This window comes from Streptomyces sp. NPDC005566, from assembly GCF_040605575.1.
Classification (GTDB): Bacteria; Actinomycetota; Actinomycetes; order Streptomycetales; family Streptomycetaceae; genus Streptomyces.
Window position 1 is genome coordinate 33920 of the sequence record NZ_JBEXDB010000009.1, and the last position, 21004, is coordinate 54923.

A 21004-nucleotide genomic window follows, 5' to 3' on the forward strand; every position below is an offset into this window, starting at 1 on the left:
CCGGCGGCGGACCGCCGGGCACCCGGTGCGTCAACGGACGCCGAGCAGGTGCTCCATCGCGAGCTGGTCCAGGGCCTCGAAGGCCATCGAACGCTCGGCGGCGGCGTTCACGTCGAACTCCTCGAACGCGGAACGGTCCGCGAGCAGACTCTTGAGCCCGTCGGCGGCGGTCGGCTGGGCCAGCTCGTCCAGGCGGGAGGCGGTCAGGGCCTCCTGCACGGCCGGGTCGGCGCGGAAGGCCGCTGCGCGCTCCTTGAGGATCAGGTAGTTGCGCATGCAGTTCTTCGCGGACTCCCAGACGCCGTCGATGCCATCGGTGCGCACCGGCTTGAAGTCGAAGTGGAGCGGGCCCGCGTAGTCGGAGTTCTCCAGCAGGTCGACGAGCCAGAACGCCTGGCGCAGGTCGCCGGCGCCGAAGCGCAGGTCCTGGTCGTACTTGATGCCGGACTGGCCGTTGAGGTCGATGTGGAAGAGCTTGCCCGCCCACAGGGCCTGAGCGATGCCGTGCGGGAAGTTGAGGCCCGCCATCTGCTCGTGGCCGGTCTCCGGGTTGACGCCGACCAGCTCGGGGCGCTCCAGGCGCTCGATGAAGGCCAAGGCGTGCCCGATGGTCGGGAGGAGGATGTCGCCGCGGGGCTCGTTCGGCTTCGGCTCGATCGCGAAGCGGAGGTTGTAGCCCTGCTCGGTGACGTAGTCGCCCAGGAGGTCGAAGGCCTCCTTCATGCGGTCCAGCGCCACGCGGACGTCCTTGGCGGCACCGGACTCGGCGCCCTCGCGGCCGCCCCAGGCGACATACGTCTCGGCGCCCAGCTCGACGGCCAGGTCGATGTTGCGGATGACCTTGCGCAGCGCGTAACGGCGCACGTCGCGGTCGTTGGACGTGAAGCCGCCGTCCTTGAACACGGGGTGCGTGAAGAGGTTGGTGGTGGCCATCGGGACCTTGAGCCCGGTGCGCTCCAGTGCCTCCTTGAAGCGCGCGATGTGGGCGTCGCGCTCACTGTCGGAGGAGCCGAACGGGATGAGGTCGTCGTCGTGGAACGTCACACCGTGGGCGCCGAGCTCGGCCAGGCGCTCGACCGACTCGACCGGGTCGAGCGCGGGACGGGTGGCGTCGCCGAACGGGTCGTTGCCGCGCCAGCCGACGGTCCAGAGACCGAAGGTGAACCTGTCCGCGGCGGTGGGGGTGAAGCGTTCCGACATTGATCAGCCTCTTGTCGACGAAGGCGCGGGCGGCGGATCAGCCGACCGACCAATTTGTTTGCTTGCAGTACTAATACTCCATCCTGCCGCTGGTTTCCATACCGTTTCCGTGACGTATCGGTCACGTGGCGGCAGCATGTCTGATCTGCGGCCTTCGTCGGCACTCCAGTTATTCGGGCATTCCGGGTGTTCCCCTTGCGTACGGCCCCTCGTGCGCACATTTGTTTTGTGTACGATCAAAATCGAGAGGACCCGTGGGCGCGCTCGCCGCAGACGCACCTGACGTCCCGCACCTCCGTACTTCCTGAACGGCTAAGGACCCCCCATGAAGTTCACCGACGGCTTCTGGCAGTTGCGCAGCGGTGTGCACGCCTCGTACGCCACCGAAGTCCGCGACGTCCGCCTCGACACCGACCGCCTCGCTGCCTACGCAGCCGTCAAACGTGTCGAACGGCGCGGTGACACCCTCAACGCCCCGCTGATCACCGTGGAGGCCCACGCCCCCGCCGAGGGCGTCATCGCCGTACGGCTCACCCACCACGCGGGCAGGCGCCCCAAGGGCCCCGACTTCGAACTGGTGGGCGCTGAGGCGCAGTCCGCCGCCACGGCCCGTGACCTGGGTGCCACCGCCGAGCTCACCAGCGGCCCCCTCACGCTGCGGCTGCCCACCGAGGGTGCCTTCGGTCTGGAGTTCCTCGACGGAGACGGGCAGCTCCTGACCTCCGCCGGACGCAAGGGGAGCGCGTTCGCCACCCTCCCCGACGGCAGCCACCACATGGTCGCCCAGCTCGCTCTCGGCGTGGGCGAGACCGTCCACGGTCTCGGTGAGCGCTTCACGCCGTACGTGAAGAACGGCCAGACCGTCGACATCTGGCAGGCCGACGGCGGCACCAGCAGCGAACAGGCGTACAAGAACATCCCGTTCTACCTCTCCTCGCGCGGCTACGGCGTCTTCGTCAACCACCCCGGCAAGGTCTCCTTCGAGGTGGGCTCCGAGGCCGTCGGCCAGGTGCAGTTCAGCGTCGAGGACCAGACACTCGAGTACGTCGTCATCGCCGGCCCCACGCCGAAGGACGTCCTCGCCCGCTACACCGCACTCACCGGCCGCCCGGCCCTGCCCCCGGCCTGGTCGTTCGGCCTCTGGCTGTCCACGTCGTTCACCACGTCCTACGACGAGAAGACCGTCACCTCCTTCGTCGACGGGATGGCCGAACGCGGAATCCCGCTCAGCGTCTTCCACTTCGACTGCTTCTGGATGCGCGAGTACCAGTGGTCGGACTTCGAATGGGACCCGGCCGCCTTCCCCGACCCGGTGGGCCAGATCGCCCGGCTCAAGGAGAAGGGCCTGCGGATCTGCGTCTGGATCAACCCGTACATCGCGCAGAAGGGCGCGCTGTACGAGGAGGGAGCCCGCAAGGGCTACTTCGTCGAGACCGCCGACGGCGACATCTGGCAGTGGGACAAGTGGCAGGCCGGCATGGCGCTGGTCGACTTCACCGACCCCGAGGCCACCGCCTGGTACCAGGGCAAGCTCAAGGGACTCCTCGACCAGGGTGTCGACGCCTTCAAGACCGACTTCGGCGAGCGCATCCCCACGGACGTCGTCTGGCACGACGGCTCCGACCCCGAACGCATGCACAACTACTACACGCACCTGTACAACAAGGCCGTCTTCGAACTCCTGGAGAAGGAGCGCGGCCAGGGAGAAGCCGTACTCTTCGCCCGCTCGGCGACCGCCGGCGGCCAGCAGTTCCCGGTCCACTGGGGCGGCGACTGCTGGTCCTCCTTCGGTGCCATGGCCGAGTCGCTGCGGGGCGGCCTCTCCCTGTCACTCTCCGGCTTCGGCTTCTGGAGCCACGACATCGGCGGCTTCGAGGGCACCCCCGACCCGGCGGTCTTCAAGCGCTGGCTCGCCTTCGGCCTGCTCTCCTCGCACAGCCGGCTGCACGGCTCCTCCTCCTACCGGGTGCCGTGGGAGTTCGGCGAGGAAGCGGTCGACGTGGCCCGGCAGTTCACCCGCCTCAAGCACCGGCTGATGCCCTACCTGTACGGGGCCGCCGTCGAGGCCCACCGCACGGGCGTCCCGACGATGCGCCCGATGCTGCTGGAGTTCCCCGACGACCCGACCGCCCGCACCGCGGACCGCCAGTACCTGCTCGGCCCGGACCTCCTGGTCGCGCCCGTCTTCACCGAGGACGGCCAGGTCGAGTACTACGTCCCCGAGGGCACCTGGACCCACCTGCTGACCGGCGAGACGGTCACCGGCCCCGGGTGGCGCCGCGAGACCCACGGCTTCGACAGCCTGCCCGTCCTGGTCCGCCCGGGCGCGGTGCTCGCGCTGGGCGCGGACGATTCACGCCCCGACGGGGAGTGGCTCGACAACCTGGAACTCCGTGTCTTCGCCCCCGCCGGCACCGGCGACTTCACCCGCACGGTGACGGTCCCCGACCTCACGGGCGCACCCGCGGCGACGTACGAAGTGGTCCGCAAGGGCGGCGAGGTCCGGGTCGTGACGGACACGGACCAGCCGTACACGGTCACGGTCGTAGGCTGAACCTTTGAGCCGGCCCCGGCCCGGGGCCGGCTCCTCGGCGCGAAGGTGGAGTCCATGGGCGAGCTGATCCTGATCCGGCACGGCGAGACGGAATGGTCCCGCTCCGGACAGCACACGAGCCACACCGACCTGCCGCTCACGGACCTCGGCGAACGCCAGGCCCGCGCACTGGTCCCCCTCCTGGCCGACCGGCACATCGGCCTCACCCTGGTCAGCCCGCTGATCCGCGCCAGGCGTACCGCGGAACTTGCGGGCCTGCGGACGCCCCGCGTCACACCGGATCTGCACGAGTGGGACTACGGGGCGTACGAGGGGGTGACCACGGTCGAGATCCACCGGACCCGGCCCGACTGGAACCTGTGGACCGACGGCGTCGCACCCGGCCCCGAAGGGCACCCGGGCGAGACCCCGGCCGAGGTGGGCGCCCGCGCGGACCGGATCCTGGCGGAGGTCCGGGCAGCTGCCTCACGCCTCGGGGACACCGACATCGCACTGGTGGCGCACTCGCACTTCCTGCGGGTCCTCACGGCCCGCTACCTGCACCTGACTCCGGCGAGCGGCGCCCTGTTCCAGCTCGCCACGGGCGCGGTCTCCCGCCTCGGTACGGAGCACGGCCTGCCGGTTGTCACGGCACTGAACCTCGCGCTCCCGGAGAGCCTGTACGTGGCGGCGCGCGCCTGAGCGCGGACGCGGCGTCAGCGCGGAATCGCCCAGCCCGGCGCCCAGGTCGCGGCGTCGTCGTGACCGGTCACCGTGGCGGCGAGGTGGGCGCGCAGGGTGGCCAGCGCCGGGTGCGGGTTGTCGCGGTGCCAGAGGAGCGAGTGCGGGTAGACGGGGGTCGGGTCGGTCACCGGGATGAGGCGCAGTCCGTGGCCGACGGGCCAGACGAGGCGGGTCCTCCCGCCCATGAAGGTGGCCAGGGCGGGGGTGTCGGCGATGGTGTCCAGGAGTGCGTCGGAGCCGAAGTTGGGGCCGGTCGCCTCGATGGTGAGACCGAACTCGGCGACGAGGTCGTCGTAGTAGGCGGCCCACTCGGTACCGGGGACGATGCCCGGCATCCAGATCCGGTGCCCGGCGAGCTGGGCGAGGGGCACCGACCGGGCGCCCGCCAGCGCGTGTGCGGGGCCGGTGAGGAGCTGGAGCGGTTCGTCGAGCACCCGGACGGACTCGATGTCCTCGGGCAGGGGCCGGCCGGGCACGGAGACGGCGCGGAAGGACGCGTCGATCTCACCGGACCGGATGGCGGCGACGGCCGTCTCGATGTCGAAGAGCCACACCACGTCGAGCTCGATCCCGGGGTGCGCGTCGTGGAAGCCGCGCATCAGGCCGGACGCCGCGCCGCGTGAGGCGATCACGTCGACGCGCAGTGGACGGTGGCCGGTGCGTACGGACGCGACCGCGCGTTCGGCGACACGCAGCAGTTCGCGCGCGTGGGGCAGGAACGCCTGCCCGTCGATGGTGAGCTCGGCACCGCGCGGCGTGCGGGTGAACAATCGCACGCCGAGGCTGCGCTCCAGTGCGGCGATGCGCTTGGAGACGGCCTGCTGGGTGACCGCCAGCTCGGCGGCGGCCTCCTGGAACTGCCCCGCGTCGGCGGCGGCCAGGAAGGTCCGGACGGTGTCGAGATCCATGTCGACACCCTAGGGCCACAACCATTGGTTGTGGCCGAGCGCCTTCTTGGTTGTTTGATCCCCGGGTATCGCGCTCGCTTTGATGCTTCCGATCGCAAAACGGTTGTGCGGGTGAGCGGAGAGGGGTATCGGGCATGAGGAGCGGGCACCGGCTCGGGCGGCCGTTCGGGTGGCTCTGGGGAGCGTACGGGACCAGCGCGCTCGGCACCTGGCTCGCCTTCGGCGCGTTCCCCCTGATCGCCATCCAGGTGCTGGACGCCGGACCGGGCGACGTCGCCGCGCTCGCCTCCGTGGGGGCTGCGGTGGGCGCGGTCGTGGCGGTGCCGCTCGGCCCGTGGGTGGAGTTCCGCCGCAAGCGGCCGGTGCTGATCGCGATGGACCTGGTGCGGTTCGCGGCGCTGCTGACCATCCCCGCCGCGTTCGCGCTCGGCGTGCTCACCTTCGTTCAGCTCCTGCTGGTCTCGGTCGTCGTCGCGGGGGCCGACATCACCTTCCGTGCCGCCTCCGGCGCGTACCTGAAAACGCTGCTGCCACCCGGGGACCTGCTCGTGGCCAACGCCAGATTCGAGTCCACGGCCTGGACGACCACGATCATCGGACCGCCGCTGGGCGGCGCCGCGATCGGGCTCCTCGGTCCGGTGGCGACGCTGGTGGCCGACGCGGTCAGCTACCTGCTCTCGGCCCTGGGCATCCGCGCGATGGGCGGGCACGAACCCCGGCCCGAGCCTCGGGAGGCCGCGCGTATGCGGGCCGGTGACCTGCTCGACGGCTGGCGGTACATCCTCGCCGACGCGACGCTCCGCCCGCTGTTCCTCAACACAGCCCTGTTCAACGGCCTGGTGATGGCCGCCTCGCCGCTGCTGGCCGTCCTGATGCTCGGCCGGCTCGGGTTCGCACCGTGGCAGTACGGCCTGGCCTTCGCCGTGCCCGCGATCGGCGGGCTGCTCGGTTCGCGGCTCGCCCGGCCTCTCGTCACCCGGTTCGGGCAGCACCGGGTCCTGGTCGTAGCGGGGACGCTGCGCGCGTTCTGGCCCGTCGGCCTGGCCTTCGTGGGACCGGGCACCGGAGGACTGCTGCTGGTGATGGGTGTCGAGTTCGGGCTCATCCTCTGCTGCGGTGTCTTCAACCCCGTCGGCGCCACCTACCGCCTCGAGCGCACCGCGACCGACCGGGTCGCCCGCACCCTGTCCGCCTGGGCGGTGACGACCAAGGCCTCGACCGCGCTCCTGACGGCCTTCTGGGGCGTATTGGGTGGCCTGCTCGGCCCGCGCAGCGCCATCGGCCTTGCCGGCGTGCTCCTGCTGGCGACGCCGCTGTTGCTCCCCCGCCGGGCAGCAGGTCACCTCTCCGGGGCGCAGCCGGAGTCGGCACGGAGCCGCACCTGACCGGGACCAGCAGGCCCTGTCAGAGGGTGCCGTTCCTCAGGGCGTCGACGAACGGCGTCCACTGCGCCGCGGGGAAGGCGAGTGCGGGGCCGGCGGGGGTCTTGCTGTCGCGGACGGGGACGAAACCGGGGAAGCCGTCGGCCACTTCGACGCAGTTCCCTCCGTCTCCGTTGCTGTAGGACGACTTGCGCCAGACCGCTCTGCACAGGTCACGTGAGGTGAGCATCGGTCGTATGACCCTTCGCCGCCGACTTGATCAGGGACAGGGACGTCTCCGGGGACAGCGCGGAAGCCCTGGCCAGATCGTATGCGGAACAGAATTGCTCCACCAGTGGTGAGTTTTCTACGAGTTGGCCGCTGTAGGCGCCTTCCGTGTATACGGCCGGCGGGGCGTCGTCGAAGTGCATCAGGGTCACCGACGTGTCGAGGAAGGGGTGGGCCCCGGCTGAGAACGGCAGCACCTGCGTGACGACACGGGGCCGGGAGGCAGTCTGCTCGGCGAGGTGGATGAGTTGCTCAGCCATCACAGCGCCTCCACCCATCGTCACCATGAGGGCGGCTTCGTGGATGACCACCCAAAGTACCGGCGCAGTAGGGGAGTCGAGCAGGCGGCCGCGTTCCATCCGTGTACGTACATGATCCTCGATGACGTCCGTGGCGGCGAACGGATGCGCAGCCCGGGTGAGGGCTCGGGCATACGACTCGGTCTGAAGCAGTCCCGGAACCACCATGGACGAGTACTCCGCGACTGACGCGGCACGCTGCTGGAGCTCCGCCGCGTCCGCGAAGTACTCCGCCACCTTCGACTTCCGTGCCAGTGTGCACAGCCGCTGCAGATGCTCGCCGCTCCCCAGCAGCTCGTCCAGCGCGCGCGACAGTTCCAACTGGGGCCGCCGCTCAGCTGCTTCGAACAGGCCGATGTACGTGCCGGAGCAGAACACCCGCTCGCCCAGCTGGTTCTGCGACAGGCCCGCCGCCTCCCGCAGGCGGCGCAACTCCGCGCCGTAGAAGGCGCGCGGGTTCGCGTACGGGTCGAGCTCCTTGGGCAGCGGCATGCTCCGGAACCTAGCGATCACCCCGCCCCCGCATATACGGATCCACCCGCAGTCACCCGGACGGGTGGGCCCGGAGCACGCCGACGGCGCCGGCGGACAGGAAAGCGGCCGGTACCCCTTCCGGGGTACCGGCCGCCGTGGACGGACCGTCAGGTCAGGAGATCAGCTCGATCTCCGCCAGCGTCGCCGCCGCCGTGCTCACCAGCCGGTACTTGGTGTACGAGCCCGGCGTGTGCACCGAGAACACCCGGGTCTGCTTGTCCCAGAGGAACGTCTGGCCGGACCGCTTGTCGAGGTCCTTCCAGGTGGTGCCGTCCGAGGAGCCCTGCAGCACCCAGCCCGCCGGCGCCTTCGCGGCCGCGGAGGACGTCAGCGTGTACTGGATCGCCTTCGTGGCCGAGGTGACCGGCAGGTCCACCGACTCGACCGCGGCCGAGGTGGCCGAGGAGTTGTCGTACAGCGCGCCGTCGCCCTTGAGCACGTCGCTCTTCGGGGCGGGGACCTTGTCGTCCTGGGTGATGGAGACCGGCGCCGCGGTCTTGCCCGTGCCCCACGCGGAGGGCTTGGAACCCATGTCGAACTCGAGCACGCCGCCCTTGGCCAGCAGGTCGTGCGGCAGCGAGGTGGACGTCCACTTCTTGCCGTTGACCTTCAGGCCCTGGACGTAGATGTTCTTCGAGCTGTTCTTCGGGGCCTTGACCACCAGGTCGCGGCCGTTCTCCAGGTGCACGGTCGTCTTCGTGAAGAGCGGCGAGCCGATCGCGTACTCACCACTGCCCATGACCAGCGGGTAGAAGCCGAGCGAGGAGAAGAGGAACCAGGCCGACTGCTCGCCGTTGTCCTCGTCGCCGTGGTAGCCCTGGCCGATCTCGCTGCCCGTGTACAGGCGGCCGAGGACCTCGCGGACCTTCTCCTGCGTCTTCCATGGCTGCGAGGCCGCGTCGTACATGTACGTGGCGTGGTGCGCGACCTGGTTGCTGTGACCGTACTGGCCCATCCGTACGTCACGCGCCTCGGTCATCTCGTGGATGACGCCGCCGTACGAACCGACGAACTCGGGTCCGGCGGTCTCGGGGGTCGAGAAGTAGGTGTCCAGCTTCTTGGCGAGACCGTCGCGGCCGCCGTACAGGTTGGCCAGGCCCCGGCTGTCCTGCGGGGCGGTGAAGGCGTAGCCCCAGCCGTTGGTCTCCGTGTAGTCGTAGCCCCAGACGCGGGGGTCGAATGTGTCGGAGGGCAGGCGCCAGTCGCCGTTCGGCTTCTTGCCCTGGAAGAAGCCGGCCTTGTCGTCGAAGAGCTTGACGTAGTTCTGGGCGCGGTTGAGGAAGTACGCGGACTCCTCCTTGTAGCGCTCGTTCTTCGTCTTCTTGTAGAGGGCCTGGCCCATCTGCGCGATGCCGTAGTCGTTGAGGTAGCCCTCCAGCGACCAGGAGAGACCTTCGTGCGTCTCGGTGTTCGCGTACCCGGTGAAGACCGAGGTCTCCATGCCCTTGCGACCGACACCGGAGGACGGCGGGGTCACCGTGGCGTTCTTGACGGCCGCGTCGTACGCCGCTTCCGCGTCGAAGTCCACGCCCTTGACGTACGCGTCCGCGAAGGCCACGTCCGAGCTCGTGCCGGTCATGAGGTCGGAGTACCCGGGGGAGGACCAGCGGGAGATCCAGCCGCCGTCCTTGTACTGCTGGACGAAGCCGTCGACCATCTTGCCGGCCTGCTTCGGGGTGAGGAAGGAGTACGCGGGCCAGGTCGTCCGGTAGGTGTCCCAGAAGCCGTTGTTGACGTACACCTCACCCTTGACGATCTTCGCTCCGGTGTGCGTCGGGGTGTCCGTGCCGGTCTGCGGCGAGAACGGGCTCGCGTAGGTGCTCTTCCCGTCGACCTGCTCGAAGCCGGAGTTCGGGTAGAGGTACAGCCGGTACAGGCTCGAGTAGAGAGTGGTCAGCTGGTCGGCGTTGGCACCCTCGACCTCGACCTTGCCGAGGATCTTGTCCCAGGCCTTCTGCGCGTTCCTCTTCACCGCGTCGAAGGAGGTCTTCGCCGGCAGCTCCATGGCGAGGTTCTTCTTCGCCTGGTCGACGCTGATCAGCGAGGTGGCCAGGCGCAGGTTGACCGTCCGGTCCTTGCCCGCGTCGAAGCGGAAGAACCCGGTGACGTCGTCACCGCCGCCGCCCTTCAGCTTGCCGCTGTCGGTGACCGGTGCGTCGAACTCGCCGAACACGAAGAGCCGGGTGGCCCCGGTGGAGCCGCCGCTCTTCACATCCGAGAAGCCGGTGAAGGAGCCGGTCTTCGCGTCGAGGGTGAGGCCGCCGTCGTTGGAGACGTTGTCGAAGACCATGCTGGCGTCGCCGGACGGGTAGGTGAACCGCATCCGCGCCGCGTGGTCCGTGGGCGTCATCTCGGCCTTGAGACCGTTCTCGAACGTCACCCCGTAGTAGTGGGGGTTCGCCGTCTCGTTCTCGTGGCGGAACGGCAGCCCGCGTGCCGTGCGGGAGGCGTCCGGGGTTCCGGAGGCCGCCGACGGCATCATCTGGAAGGTCTGGCGGTCGCCCATCCAGGGACTCGGCTCATGGCTGGCGCTGAAGGCCTGCAGCGTCGGCAGGTTGTCCGCGTTGTTGCCGCGCGCGTAGTCGTACAGCCAGCTCGTGGAGCCGGCGTTGGTGACCGGCGTCCAGAAGTTGAAGCCATGCGGGACCGCGGTCGCGGGGAAGTTGTTGCCGCGAGAGAAGCCGCCGCTGGAGTTCGTGCCGCGCACCGTGGACGCGTAGTCCGAGAGGTGCGCCTTGCGCTTCTCCGGGGCCTTCGGGGCGATCTTGATGTCGTCGAGCCAGCCCTGGAACTTCGCGGAGCCCTTGGGGGAGTCGTACGCCACCAGGATCCGGTCGACGGTCTTGCCCGCCGCTACCGTGCCGATGCGCGAGGCGACCTTGTTCCACTGGTTCACGTACAGCCGCTTGGCGTCGGCCTGGCCCTGCGGGGTCAGCAGCCCGCCGTGGCTGTCGGTGGCCTTCAGCTCGCTCAGGTAGCTGCCGTCGGTGAAGGCGAGGTCGACCGCGACGTGGGTGGCCGGATAGTTGAGATCGGTCTGGCCCATCTGGGGGTAGACCAGGTAGGAGAGCTCGGTGTCCTTGGTGACGGCCGTGTCGACGTCGAAGACCTTGTTGTACGAGTAGGCGTGGCCGTCCGGCTTGTGTGTGCCGGCGTAGCGCAGGGCCTTCTTTCCGGTGAATCCCGCACCCGATTTGGCAGTGGGGGAGCCGGAGGGGCCGCGGTCGATCTGGCTGCGCATGTCGCCGGGCGCCGGTGTGGAGGTGTCGCCGTCGGAGAACTGGACGTCGGCGAGCTGGATCGCGTCGGCGGCGCCGTTGTTCTTCGTGATGTCCAGCCGGAAGTGCTTGTAAGCCGTATCCGTAGTGAAATCGTATGATTTGGTCTGGAAGCGCTCCGAGAAGGCCTGACCGGTCCGGGTGTCCAGGTCCGTCCAGGTCTTGCCGTCCGCGGAACCCTTCAGCGTCCAGTCCTTGGGGTCGCGCTCGTCGTGGTCGTTGGCCGAAGTGAGTGCGTATGTCACTACCTTGGTGGGTTCGACGAGGTCGAACTCGACCCAGGCCGACGGCTGGAAGGCCAGCCACTTGGTGCCGGACTCCACGTCGACGAGGTTCTCCTTCCCCTCGCCACCTCCGGAGTTCTCGCTGCTGGCCCGCACGTCGGTGACCTGATCGGTGACATTGCCCGGTATTCCGGCGGAGAATCCGCCATCGATACCCGATGCCCTCTTCTTTCCGTCGGAGCCTTCTTCGACGGTATTGCGCCAGTCCGGCTGCTTTTCGTCCTCTTCGAAGGAGGAGCTGAACGAACGCTCCCCGGAAGGCTTTTGGGACGGTCCGGCCGGTTGTGCGAAGGCCGCGGTGGGGGCTGCCGCCACAAGGACGAGAGAGGCCGCGATGACTGCGGCGGAGGTGCTGTGTCTCTTGCGAGGGCCTTGCTGAAGACCACGTAGGGGCTGCATACGGAGCCGATCCTCCCGGGGGGCGTGCTTGGACAACGTTGTCATTACGGGACTCGGGTACCAGTAGGGAGCCAAGTGGCCGGATGTGTCAAGAGTGTTGCGAGGTGTCGGCCTGTCGAATCGGCCGCAATCCGGAAATGTTGGTTCCGGTACGAGGGCGCACGGTGCCGAAGTATCCGCGAGGTCTCAACTCGGGAAAGACTGCCGCTCAAACCTGCATTCGATCTTGCTCAGTTGGCGACAAGTGGACTATACCTGTCGGCATCTGGACGGCCGTTCGTGCGTCACGGGCAAGGGCGACGGGGGACGTCTGCGGGGCCGCTGTCAGCGACTTCGCCGTAAGGCTCCCGAAAACCCGCACTGCACGGAAGAACTGCAATTCCGCATGACCCAAGCGCAACTGACCGCGGTGGTGTAACCCTTCGCCTGAGGCGATATCGATGGGGTGACCGGTACACCGCCTGAGTCCTGGAGAAGGCGAGGACTTGAGCATGGGATCCACCCCCGGCGTAGGCCATTGCGATTTGATCAAGCGGAGCGCGACTGTGGCTCGGGCCGCGGTTACGGCGACCGCTTTTCCGACATCGCTCAGGTGATCACCATCGGTGCCGCTGAGCGGCTCCGAGACGACGGCTGAACGACCCGCTGTGCATCTCCGCCGACATCGCAGGCGGAGACCCACATCAGGATGCGCTCAAAGAGAAGTGCGGCAAGCACGGGGCCAACCCGGCCCGGCAGCCGAACACGCAGCAAACCCGTAGAGATCCAATTGATCAGTGAGGATGCAGAGATGACCATTCGTGCCGGCTCTCTTGACAGGCGAACGCTCCTGCGCGGGGCGATCGCGACGGCAGCCATGGGTTCGTTCGCGGTTGCGTGTGGCTCTCCCTCCAGCAACGACAACGGTGGCGGCGGCCCGAAGGGCAAGAAGGGTGCCAAGAACCCGTTCGGCGTCGCCAAGAACTCCAAGGTCGAGGCGGCCATCTTCGACGGCGGCTACGGCACCGACTACGTCGCGTTCGTCAACACGGTGATCGGGGCCCAGATCGCCGGCACCAAGATTGACGTCAAGCCGGTCGTCGACATCGGCCCGGAGCTCCAGCCCCGCTTCGTCGGTGGCAACCCGCCGGACCTCATCGACAACTCCGGTGAGGACCAGATCGGCTTCCTGGGCATTCTCGACCAGCTCGAGGAGCTCGACGACGTCTTCGAGGCCAACACCTACGAGGGCAAGAAGATCGCCGACATCGTCTACCCCGGCGTCAAGGACCCCGGCACGTTCAAGGACAAGTTCGTCGCGCTCAACTACGTGATGACGGTGTACGGCGTCTGGTACTCCAAGACGCTGTTCGAGGCGAACGGCTGGACCCCGCCGAAGACGTGGGACGAGGCGCTCGACCTCGGCCAGGCGGCGAAGAAGAAGGGCAAGTACCTCTTCGTCCACGGCAAGGAAGCTGCGACCTACTACCGGACGCTCCTGATCGACTCGGCGATCAAGGAGGGCGGCGACGAGGTCCGTCTCGCGCTGGGGAACCTGGAGAAGGGCTGTTGGTCGCACCCGGCGGTCCAGGGCGTCATCAAGGTCATGGAGACCATGGTCAAGGAGAAGATGTTCGTCCCCGGCGGCTCCGGCACCCAGTTCCAGAAGGCGCAGGCGATCTGGAGCAACGACCAGAAGGCGCTGCTCTACCCGTCCGGTGGCTGGATCGAGAACGAGATGAAGGACGCCACCAAGGCCGACTTCCAGATGACCGGTGTTCCGGCGATGACGCTCACGGGCAGTCCGAAGATCCCCTACGAGGCGCTCCGTGCGGCCGCGGGCGAGCCGTTCATCGTTCCCAAACAGGGCAAGAACCCGGCCGGCGGCAAGGAGGTCCTGCGGGCGATGCTGTCCGAGAAGGCGGCCGCCAACTTCTCCAAGACGAAGCTGGCCCCGACGATCGTCAAGGGCACCGTGCCCGCCGACGGCTACGGCTCCACGGCCCTCGTCTCGCAGACGACGATGCTCGAGGCCGCGGGCGAGAACATCTTCAACTACACGTTCGTCGAGGCCTACGGCATGAACACCGACCAGCTGGTGCCGTGGAACTCGTTCCTCGCCGGCGACATCGACGGCAAGGGTCTGACCTCGGCTCTGCAGAAGATCTCCGACAAGATCCGGGAAGACGACTCCATCGAGAAGATCAAGGTCAGCTAGTAGCGCGATGAGTGACACGATCACCAAACTCGAACCCACGAGCGGCCGGCTCAAGTCGGCCGCTCGCGGCGGGCGTCCCGGGCGCCGCAAACTCACCTTCGACCGGGTGACGTTCTTCCTCGCGTTCCTCGGTATCCCGCTGGCCGTCTTCATCCTTTTCGTCCTGATGCCGTTCGTCCAGGCGATCTACTGGGCGATGACGGACTGGCGCGGCTTCAGCCCGGACTACAACTTCGTCGGGCTGGACAACTTCATCAAGATGTTCGATGACGACATCTTCCTGAAGGCGTTGCGCAACGTCTCGCTGCTGGCGGCCGTCGTACCGCTGGTGACGTTGACGCTCGCCCTCGGGGTCGCGGTGGCCGTCACGCTGGGCGGGCCCAGCAAGGGCCCCGTCCGGGGTATCCGGGGTGCGTCGTTCTACCGGATCATCTCGTTCTTCCCCTACGTCGTGCCGGCGATCATCGTCGGCCTGATCTGGGCGCAGATGTTCGACCCGAACGCCGGCCTGGTCAACGGCTTCCTCACCAAGATCGGTCTTGACGGCTTCGTGGCGTTCGCCTGGCTGGGCGAGGTCTCGACCGCCATGCCGTCCCTGATGTTCGTCTTCGTCTGGGGACTCGTCGGGTTCTACGCGGTGCTCTTCATCGCCGCGATCAAGGGAGTTCCCGCCGAGCTGTACGAGGCGGCCAGGATCGACGGGGCCGGACGGTTCCGGACCACGATCTCGATCACCCTGCCGGCGATCCGGGACAGTGTGCAGACGGCGTACATCTATCTCGGCATCGCCGCGCTGGACGCGTTCGTCTACGTACAGGCACTGTTGCCGAACGGCGGGCCGGCCAACTCGACCCTGACGATCAGCCAGCGGCTGTTCAACGTCGCCTTCGCGAAGCAGCAGTTCGGATACGCCACCGCGATGGGTGTCGTCCTCGCCGTCGTCACCCTGGTGTTCGCGGCGCTGGTGTTCACCGTCTTCCGCCTGACCGGCGGTGGTGAGGGCAAAGAGAATGCGCGTGGGTTCAAGGCTCGGCGTGCTGGAGCCAAGGGAGGTGCTCAGTGAGCGCCACAACCGCCGACCGGAAACTGGTCAGAGTCACCGCAAGCAGCGACCGCAGGTTCGCCGCGATCTCGCACGTCCTGCTGGTCATATGGTCCGTGGTCGTGATCGTGCCCATGCTGTGGGTACTGATGTCGTCGTTCAAGTCGACCGGCGAGATCCTGTCGTCGCCGTTCTCGCTCCCGGACCACTGGCGGGTCGAGAACTACGCGAACGCGTGGACCGACGCGAACATCGGGAAGTACTTCCTGAATTCGGTGATCGTCGTTGTCTCCGCGTTGTTCCTGGTGATGTTGCTGGGAGCGATGTGCGCCTACATCCTGGCCAGGTTCCAGTTCCCCGGGCGCCGGCTGATCTACTACACGATGCTGGCCGGACTGACGTTCCCGGTCTTCCTGGCGATCGTGCCGCTGTTCTTCCAGTTGCAGAACCTCGGGTTGCTGAACACGCGTCTGGGACTGATCCTCACCTACGTCGCGTTCGCGCTGCCGTTCACGGTGTTCTTCCTCTATTCGTTCTTCCGGTCACTGCCGCATGACGTCTACGAGGCCGCGTTGATCGACGGTGCCGGTGACTGGCGGGCGTTCTTCCAGGTCATGCTGCCGATGGCCACTCCGGGCATGTCCGCGGTGGCGATCTTCAACTTCCTGGGGCTGTGGAACCAGTTCCTGCTGCCGGTGGCGCTCAACACCGACCAGGACATGTGGGTCCTGACCCAGGGGATGGCCGCGTACGCGTCCTCGCAGGTCTACGACGTCGACTACGGTGCGCTGTTCGCGGCGATCGTGGTCACGGTGGTGCCTGTACTGGTCGTGTACGTCATCTTCCAGCGCCGGATCGCCGGTTCGGTGTCACAGGGCACCTTCCGCTGACGTCCGCCGTCGCGCCGTACGGCCGGCCGGGTCGCTTCGCCGGTCCGCCGGCCGGCGCCATCACGTAACCGCTGCTTCACCTGTTGCGCACAGGGGTCGGGCCCCGGAGAGACCACTCTCCGGGGCCCGACCCCTTTGTAAGGGGCAGGAGCCGATTTCCGTCAAGGGGTTGACGGCATAGGTATCCTCAGCGGAGCTTTGGAGTTCATAACTTGTACAAGGTTCGGTCACCCAGGGTGACGCGGGCCACGGATAAGGGTGGGTCAATGGAGACTCCGGGGTCGCAGACATCTCTGCATCGCGCCAACCTCGAGCGGGTTGTGCGCGCCGTGCGTATGGCGGGTTCGCTCACCCAAGCGGAGATCGCCAGAAGCACCGGCCTCTCCGCGGCCACTGTCTCCAATATCGTTCGCGAACTGAAGGACGGCGGCACGGTCGAGGTGACCCCCACCTCGGCGGGCGGACGCCGCGCCCGGAGCGTCTCCCTCAGCGGGGACGCGGGCATTGTCATCGGGGTGGATTTCGGACATACTCACCTTCGCGTGGCCATCGGTAACCTCGCCCACCAGGTGCTGGCGGAGGAATCCGAGCCGCTGGACGTCGATGCTTCGTCGGCGGAGGGCTTCGGCCGGGCGGAACAGCTGGTCAACCGCCTGATCGAGACCACCGGGATCAGCCCCGGGAAGGTGATCGGCGTCGGTCTGGGCGTACCCGGACCGATCGATGTCGAGTCCGGCACGCTGGGCTCCACCTCGATCCTGCCGGGCTGGACGGGCATCAACCCGAGCCAGGAACTCTCCGGCCGCCTGGGCGTGCCCGTGTACGTGGACAACGATGCCAACCTCGGGGCCCTGGGCGAGCTGGTCTGGGGCAGCGGCAGGGGGGTCAAGGACCTCGCCTACATCAAGGTCGCCAGCGGTGTCGGTGCCGGTCTGGTGATCGACGGGCACATCTACCGCGGGCCCGGCGGCACGGCCGGCGAGATAGGGCACATCACGCTCGACGAATCGGGCCCTGTGTGCCGCTGCGGCAACCGCGGCTGCCTGGAGACCTTCACCGCCGCCCGGTACGTCCTGCCCCTCCTGCAGCCCAGCCACGGGCCCGAGCTCACCATGGAGCGGGTGGTCCAGCTGGCCCGTGAGGGCGACCCGGGATGCCGCAGGGTGATCGGGGACGTGGGACGGCACATCGGGAGCGGTGTGGCCAACCTCTGCAACCTGCTCAACCCCAGCCGGGTGGTGCTCGGCGGATCACTCGCCGAGGCGGGCGAGTTGGTGCTCGGGCCCATCCGCGACTCGGTCTCCCGGTACGCGATCCCCAGTGCGGCGCGGCAGCTCTCGGTGCTGCCCGGAGCGCTCGGCGGCCGGGCCGAAGTGCTGGGGGCGCTGGCCCTCGTTCTCAACGAGATGGGTGATTCAACCCTTTTGGAGAGCACGGCCCCTGTCGGGACTCCTGCCTTCACTTAGATAACGAATGGCACCGTTGTCATCTCGTTAAGGATTTACTCCTTGACGCTGGCGGCGCGGCCGAGTTGACTCCAACCCACCTCGGCCGCAACGTCGCGGCCTCGTCAGGGAGGTTCGAAATGAACACGCGTATGCGTCGTGCCGCCGTTGCCGTTGCCGCCACCACGATGGCCGTCTCGCTTGCTGCTTGCGGGAGTGCCAAGGAGTCGGGCGACAAGACCACGGACACCGGCTCCGGCAAGAAGGGCGACGATCTCAAGATCGGTCTGCTCCTTCCCGAGAGTGAGACGGCTCGTTACGAGAAGTTCGACAAGCCGATCATCGAGAAGAAGGTCAGCGAGCTGACCGGTGGCAAGGGCGAGGTCGTCTACGCCAACGCCAAGCAGGACGCCACGCTGCAGGCGCAGCAGGTCGACACCATGATCACGAACAAGGTCGACGCGCTCATCGTCGACGCTGTCGACGCCAAGGCCATCGAGAACAGCATCAAGAAGGCCAAGGACGCGGGCATCCCGATCGTCGCCTTCGACCGCCTCGCCGAGGGCCCGATCGACGCCTACACCTCCTTCGACAACGAAGAGGTCGGCCACGTCCAGGGCAAGGCCCTGCTGGAGGCCCTCGGCGACGCCGAGAAGCCGACCATCGTGATGATGAACGGTGCCATCACCGACCCGAACGCAGCGCTCTTCAAGAAGGGTGCGAAGGCCGAGCTCGACGGCAAGGTCACGTACGGCAAGGAGTACGACACCAAGGAGTGGAAGCCGACCAACGCCAACGCCAACATGGAGGCGGCGATCACGGCTCTCGGCAAGGACAAGATCGCCGGCGTCTACTCCGCGAACGACGGCATGGCGGGCGGCATCATCACCGCCCTCAAGGCCGCCGGTCTCTCCAAGCTCCCGCCGGTCACCGGTCAGGACGCCGAACTCGCCGGTGTGCAGCGCATCGTCACCGGTGAGCAGTTCATGAGCGTCTACAAGCCGTACCCGCAGGAGGGCGTCATCGCCGCGGAGATGGCCGTCGCGCTGGCCAAGGGCGAGAAGCTCGACACCATCGCCACGTCGAAGATCGACAGCGGCAGTGCGAAGGGCATCCCCACCGTCCTCGTCCCGGTCGTCTCGCTGACCAAGGCGAACATCAAGGACACCGTCCTCAAGGACGGCATCTACACGATCGACGAGATCTGCACGGCCAAGTACAAGGCCGCCTGCGACGCCGCCGGTCTGAAGTAGGCCCCCCGCGAGACCGCCCGCAGGACGGTCCCGCACGGTCTGCCCCGAAGCCTGTCCGGCGCCCCGCCCACCAACTGTCCCGCTACCGGGCGGGGCGCCGGACGGAACGCTTCTTCAGTTCATACTCTTCTGCTCGACCACCGCGCCTTCCCCCAGGCGCGGCATCCCCGCCGGTCAGGCGGCGAAGGAGATGGTTCACGTGTCCGCTACGCCCGTGTTGGCGTTGCGAGGGGTCTCCAAGCGATTCGGTGCCGTCCAGGCGCTCACCGATGTAGAGCTTGAGGTCCACGCCGGCGAGGTGGTCGCCCTGGTGGGCGACAACGGCGCCGGTAAATCAACGCTGGTCAAGACGATCGCCGGAGTCCACCCCATCGATGACGGAGTCATCGAGTGGGAAGGCCGGCCGGTCAAGATCGACAAGCCGAACGACGCACAGACGCTGGGCATCGCGACCGTCTACCAGGACCTCGCGCTCTGCGACAACATCGACGTCGTCGGCAACCTCTACCTCGGCCGGGAGATCCGCAAGTTCGGAGTCCTGAACGAGGTCGAGATGGAGCGCCGCTCCCTCGAGCTCCTCAGCACGCTGTCGATCCGCATCCCCAGCGTCCGCATCCCGATCGCCTCGCTCTCCGGTGGTCAGCGCCAGACCGTCGCCATCGCCCGTTCGATGCTCGGCGAGCCCAAGCTCGTCATCCTCGACGAGCCCACCGCCGCCCTCGGCGTCGAGCAGACCGCCCAGGTCCTCGACCTCGTCGAGCGGCTGCGCGAGCGTGGCCACGCGGTCATCCTCATCAGCCACAACATGGCCGATGTGAAGGCCGTCGCCGACAAGGTCGCCGTGCTCCGGCTGGGCCGGAACAACGGGGTCTTCGACGTGAAGACCACCTCGCAGGAAGAGATCATCTCCGCCATCACGGGCGCCACGGAAAACGCCGTGACCCGTCGTGCGGCGCGCAACGCGGAGGTCCAGAAGTGAAGACCGACAAGACGTCCACCGCAGTGATCAACCCGGAGGCCGCCAAGGGCGCGGACACCGCGGTCGACCCGCGGCTGCTCGTGCGCGAGCAGGGCTTCGGCGGATACGTCACCGAGTTCAAGCGCAAGATGCGCGGTGGAGACCTCGGCTCGATCCCCGTGGTCATCGGCCTGATCATCATCTGCGTGATCTTCCAGAGCCTGAACTCCGAGTTCCTCTCCGCGAAGAACATCAGCGACATCGCCGTGACGATGGTGGCCACCGGCATGATGGCCGTCGGCATCATCTTCGTGCTGCTGCTCGGCGAGATCGACCTCTCGGTCGGCTCCGTCAGCGGTGTCTCCGGCGCCGTCGTCGCCGTACTCAGTGTGACCAACGGCATGAACGAGTGGCTGGCCGTCCTGGTCGCCATCGTCAGCGGTGCGGTCATCGGAGCCGTCCACGGCTTCTTCTTCGCCAGGATCGGCGCACCCGCGTTCGCCGTCACCCTCGCGGGCCTGCTGTTCTGGCTGGGCTTCATGCTCCAGCTCCTCGGTGACACGGGCACGATCAACCTGGACGGCGACGGTGTCGTCGGCAAGCTGACCACGTACTACTTCACGGACGTGGCAGCCGCCTACGGCCTCGCGGCCCTCGCCGTGATCGGCTACTTCCTTTCCGCGTTCCTGGACAGCCGCCGCCGCGAGGCGGCCGGCATCCCGGCCCGGCCGACCACCGACATCGTGGTGCGCACCGTGGTGCTCGCGGTGTTCGCCTTCGCCGCGGCCTTCATGTTCAACCAGTACCGGGGTCTGCCGCTGGCGCTGGTCCTCTTCCTCGTCGTCCTGGTGGGTTCGGACTTCGTCCTGCGCCGCACCTCCTACGGCCGGAAGATCTTCGCACTCGGCGGCAGCGTCGAGGCTTCGCGCCGCGCCGGTATCAACGTCACCGCGATCCGTATCTCGGTCTTCTCGATCGCCGGTACCTTCGCGGCGATCGGCGGCCTGTTCTGGGCCTCCAAGATCGCGGCGGCGAACCAGGGCTCCGGCACCGGTGACCTGCTGATGAACGTCATCGCCGCAGCCGTCATCGGTGGCACCAGCCTCTTCGGTGGCCGTGGCCGCACGTGGAACGCACTGCTCGGTGTCATGGTCATCGTCTCGATCCAGTACGGCCTGTCGCTGGAAGGCATCGCCACGCCGGTCCAGTACATGATCACCGGTGGTGTGCTTCTCGCCACGGTCGTCATCGACTCCGTCACCCGCAAGACGCAGAAGACCGCAGGCCGCGCCTGACCGCGGTTCCGCACACGTGCCCGGCATCCCTCGTGGTGCCGGGCACGTGCGCGTACTCATGTCCGGCCCCGGCACGGCGCGGAACGCGCCCGTGGC

The 21004-nt window shown here is 67.7% G+C and carries 15 protein-coding genes; 10 read left to right on the forward strand and 5 right to left on the reverse strand.

Translation table 11 applies throughout. The annotated features are described in order from the left end of the window. Positions 1 to 30: 30 nt before the first annotated feature. Positions 31 to 1200, reverse strand: coding sequence for a xylose isomerase (gene xylA / locus ABZS61_RS16045; RefSeq protein ID WP_356420382.1), 1170 nt, complete (start codon positions 1198 to 1200; stop codon positions 31 to 33). A gap of 325 nt (positions 1201 to 1525) precedes the next feature. Between xylA and yicI the strand changes: the two genes are divergently transcribed. After that, positions 1526 to 3754, forward strand: a complete 2229-nt coding sequence (gene yicI / locus ABZS61_RS16050) for an alpha-xylosidase (RefSeq protein WP_356420385.1) — start codon at positions 1526 to 1528, stop codon at positions 3752 to 3754. Positions 3755 to 3808: 54 nt separating this feature from the next. Then, positions 3809 to 4435 (forward strand): histidine phosphatase family protein, encoded by a 627-nt coding sequence (locus tag ABZS61_RS16055; RefSeq protein WP_356420388.1) that lies wholly within the window; start codon positions 3809 to 3811, stop codon positions 4433 to 4435. A gap of 14 nt (positions 4436 to 4449) precedes the next feature. Here the strand turns inward: ABZS61_RS16055 and ABZS61_RS16060 are convergent, their stop codons facing one another. After that, complete coding sequence (locus ABZS61_RS16060; protein WP_356420391.1) at positions 4450 to 5385, reverse strand: LysR family transcriptional regulator; 936 nt, start codon at positions 5383 to 5385, stop codon at positions 4450 to 4452. 134 nt (positions 5386 to 5519) lie between these two features. On the opposite strand from ABZS61_RS16060, the gene ABZS61_RS16065 reads away from it, so the two are divergent. Continuing rightward, a complete protein-coding gene (locus ABZS61_RS16065; protein ID WP_356420394.1) occupies positions 5520 to 6770 on the forward strand; it encodes an MFS transporter in 1251 nt (416 codons plus the stop codon). Between the two features lie 19 nt (positions 6771 to 6789). Here ABZS61_RS16065 and ABZS61_RS16070 read toward each other — a convergent pair whose 3' ends face one another. The 3 genes from ABZS61_RS16070 to ABZS61_RS16080 all read right to left on the reverse strand — a co-directional run bounded on the left by ABZS61_RS16070 (position 6790) and on the right by ABZS61_RS16080 (position 11828). Further along, a complete protein-coding gene (locus ABZS61_RS16070; protein ID WP_356420397.1) occupies positions 6790 to 6996 on the reverse strand; it encodes a DUF397 domain-containing protein in 207 nt (68 codons plus the stop codon). Then, entirely contained in the window at positions 6980 to 7825 is an 846-nt protein-coding gene (locus ABZS61_RS16075) for a helix-turn-helix transcriptional regulator (RefSeq protein WP_356420400.1), read from the reverse strand. Before ABZS61_RS16075 ends, ABZS61_RS16070 begins: the two co-directional genes overlap by 17 nt. 154 nt (positions 7826 to 7979) lie before the next feature. Next, complete coding sequence (locus tag ABZS61_RS16080; protein ID WP_356420403.1) at positions 7980 to 11828, reverse strand: GH92 family glycosyl hydrolase; 3849 nt, start codon at positions 11826 to 11828, stop codon at positions 7980 to 7982. 790 nt (positions 11829 to 12618) lie between these two features. Here ABZS61_RS16080 and ngcE point away from each other — a divergent pair. The 7 genes from ngcE (at position 12619) to ABZS61_RS16115 (ending at position 20908) form a co-directional block, all read left to right on the forward strand. Continuing rightward, on the forward strand, positions 12619 to 14025 hold the full coding sequence (gene ngcE / locus ABZS61_RS16085) for an N-acetylglucosamine/diacetylchitobiose ABC transporter substrate-binding protein (RefSeq protein ID WP_356420405.1): 1407 nt from the start codon (positions 12619 to 12621) through the stop codon (positions 14023 to 14025). Positions 14026 to 14032: 7 nt separating this feature from the next. Next, on the forward strand, positions 14033 to 15088 hold the full coding sequence (locus tag ABZS61_RS16090) for a sugar ABC transporter permease (RefSeq protein ID WP_356420409.1): 1056 nt from the start codon (positions 14033 to 14035) through the stop codon (positions 15086 to 15088). Next, entirely contained in the window at positions 15085 to 15957 is an 873-nt protein-coding gene (locus tag ABZS61_RS16095) for a carbohydrate ABC transporter permease (protein WP_356420412.1), read from the forward strand. The genes ABZS61_RS16090 and ABZS61_RS16095 overlap by 4 nt, the downstream gene beginning before the upstream one ends. 266 nt (positions 15958 to 16223) lie before the next feature. Then, complete coding sequence (locus ABZS61_RS16100; RefSeq protein WP_356420415.1) at positions 16224 to 17423, forward strand: ROK family transcriptional regulator; 1200 nt, start codon at positions 16224 to 16226, stop codon at positions 17421 to 17423. A gap of 119 nt (positions 17424 to 17542) precedes the next feature. Then, positions 17543 to 18655 (forward strand): substrate-binding domain-containing protein, encoded by a 1113-nt coding sequence (locus tag ABZS61_RS16105; protein WP_356420418.1) that lies wholly within the window; start codon positions 17543 to 17545, stop codon positions 18653 to 18655. A 190-nt stretch (positions 18656 to 18845) separates the two neighbouring features. After that, positions 18846 to 19634 (forward strand): ATP-binding cassette domain-containing protein, encoded by a 789-nt coding sequence (locus ABZS61_RS16110; RefSeq protein ID WP_356420421.1) that lies wholly within the window; start codon positions 18846 to 18848, stop codon positions 19632 to 19634. Then, a complete protein-coding gene (locus ABZS61_RS16115; RefSeq protein WP_356420425.1) occupies positions 19631 to 20908 on the forward strand; it encodes a sugar ABC transporter permease in 1278 nt (425 codons plus the stop codon). The genes ABZS61_RS16110 and ABZS61_RS16115 overlap by 4 nt, the downstream gene beginning before the upstream one ends. Positions 20909 to 21004: the final 96 nt, after the last annotated feature.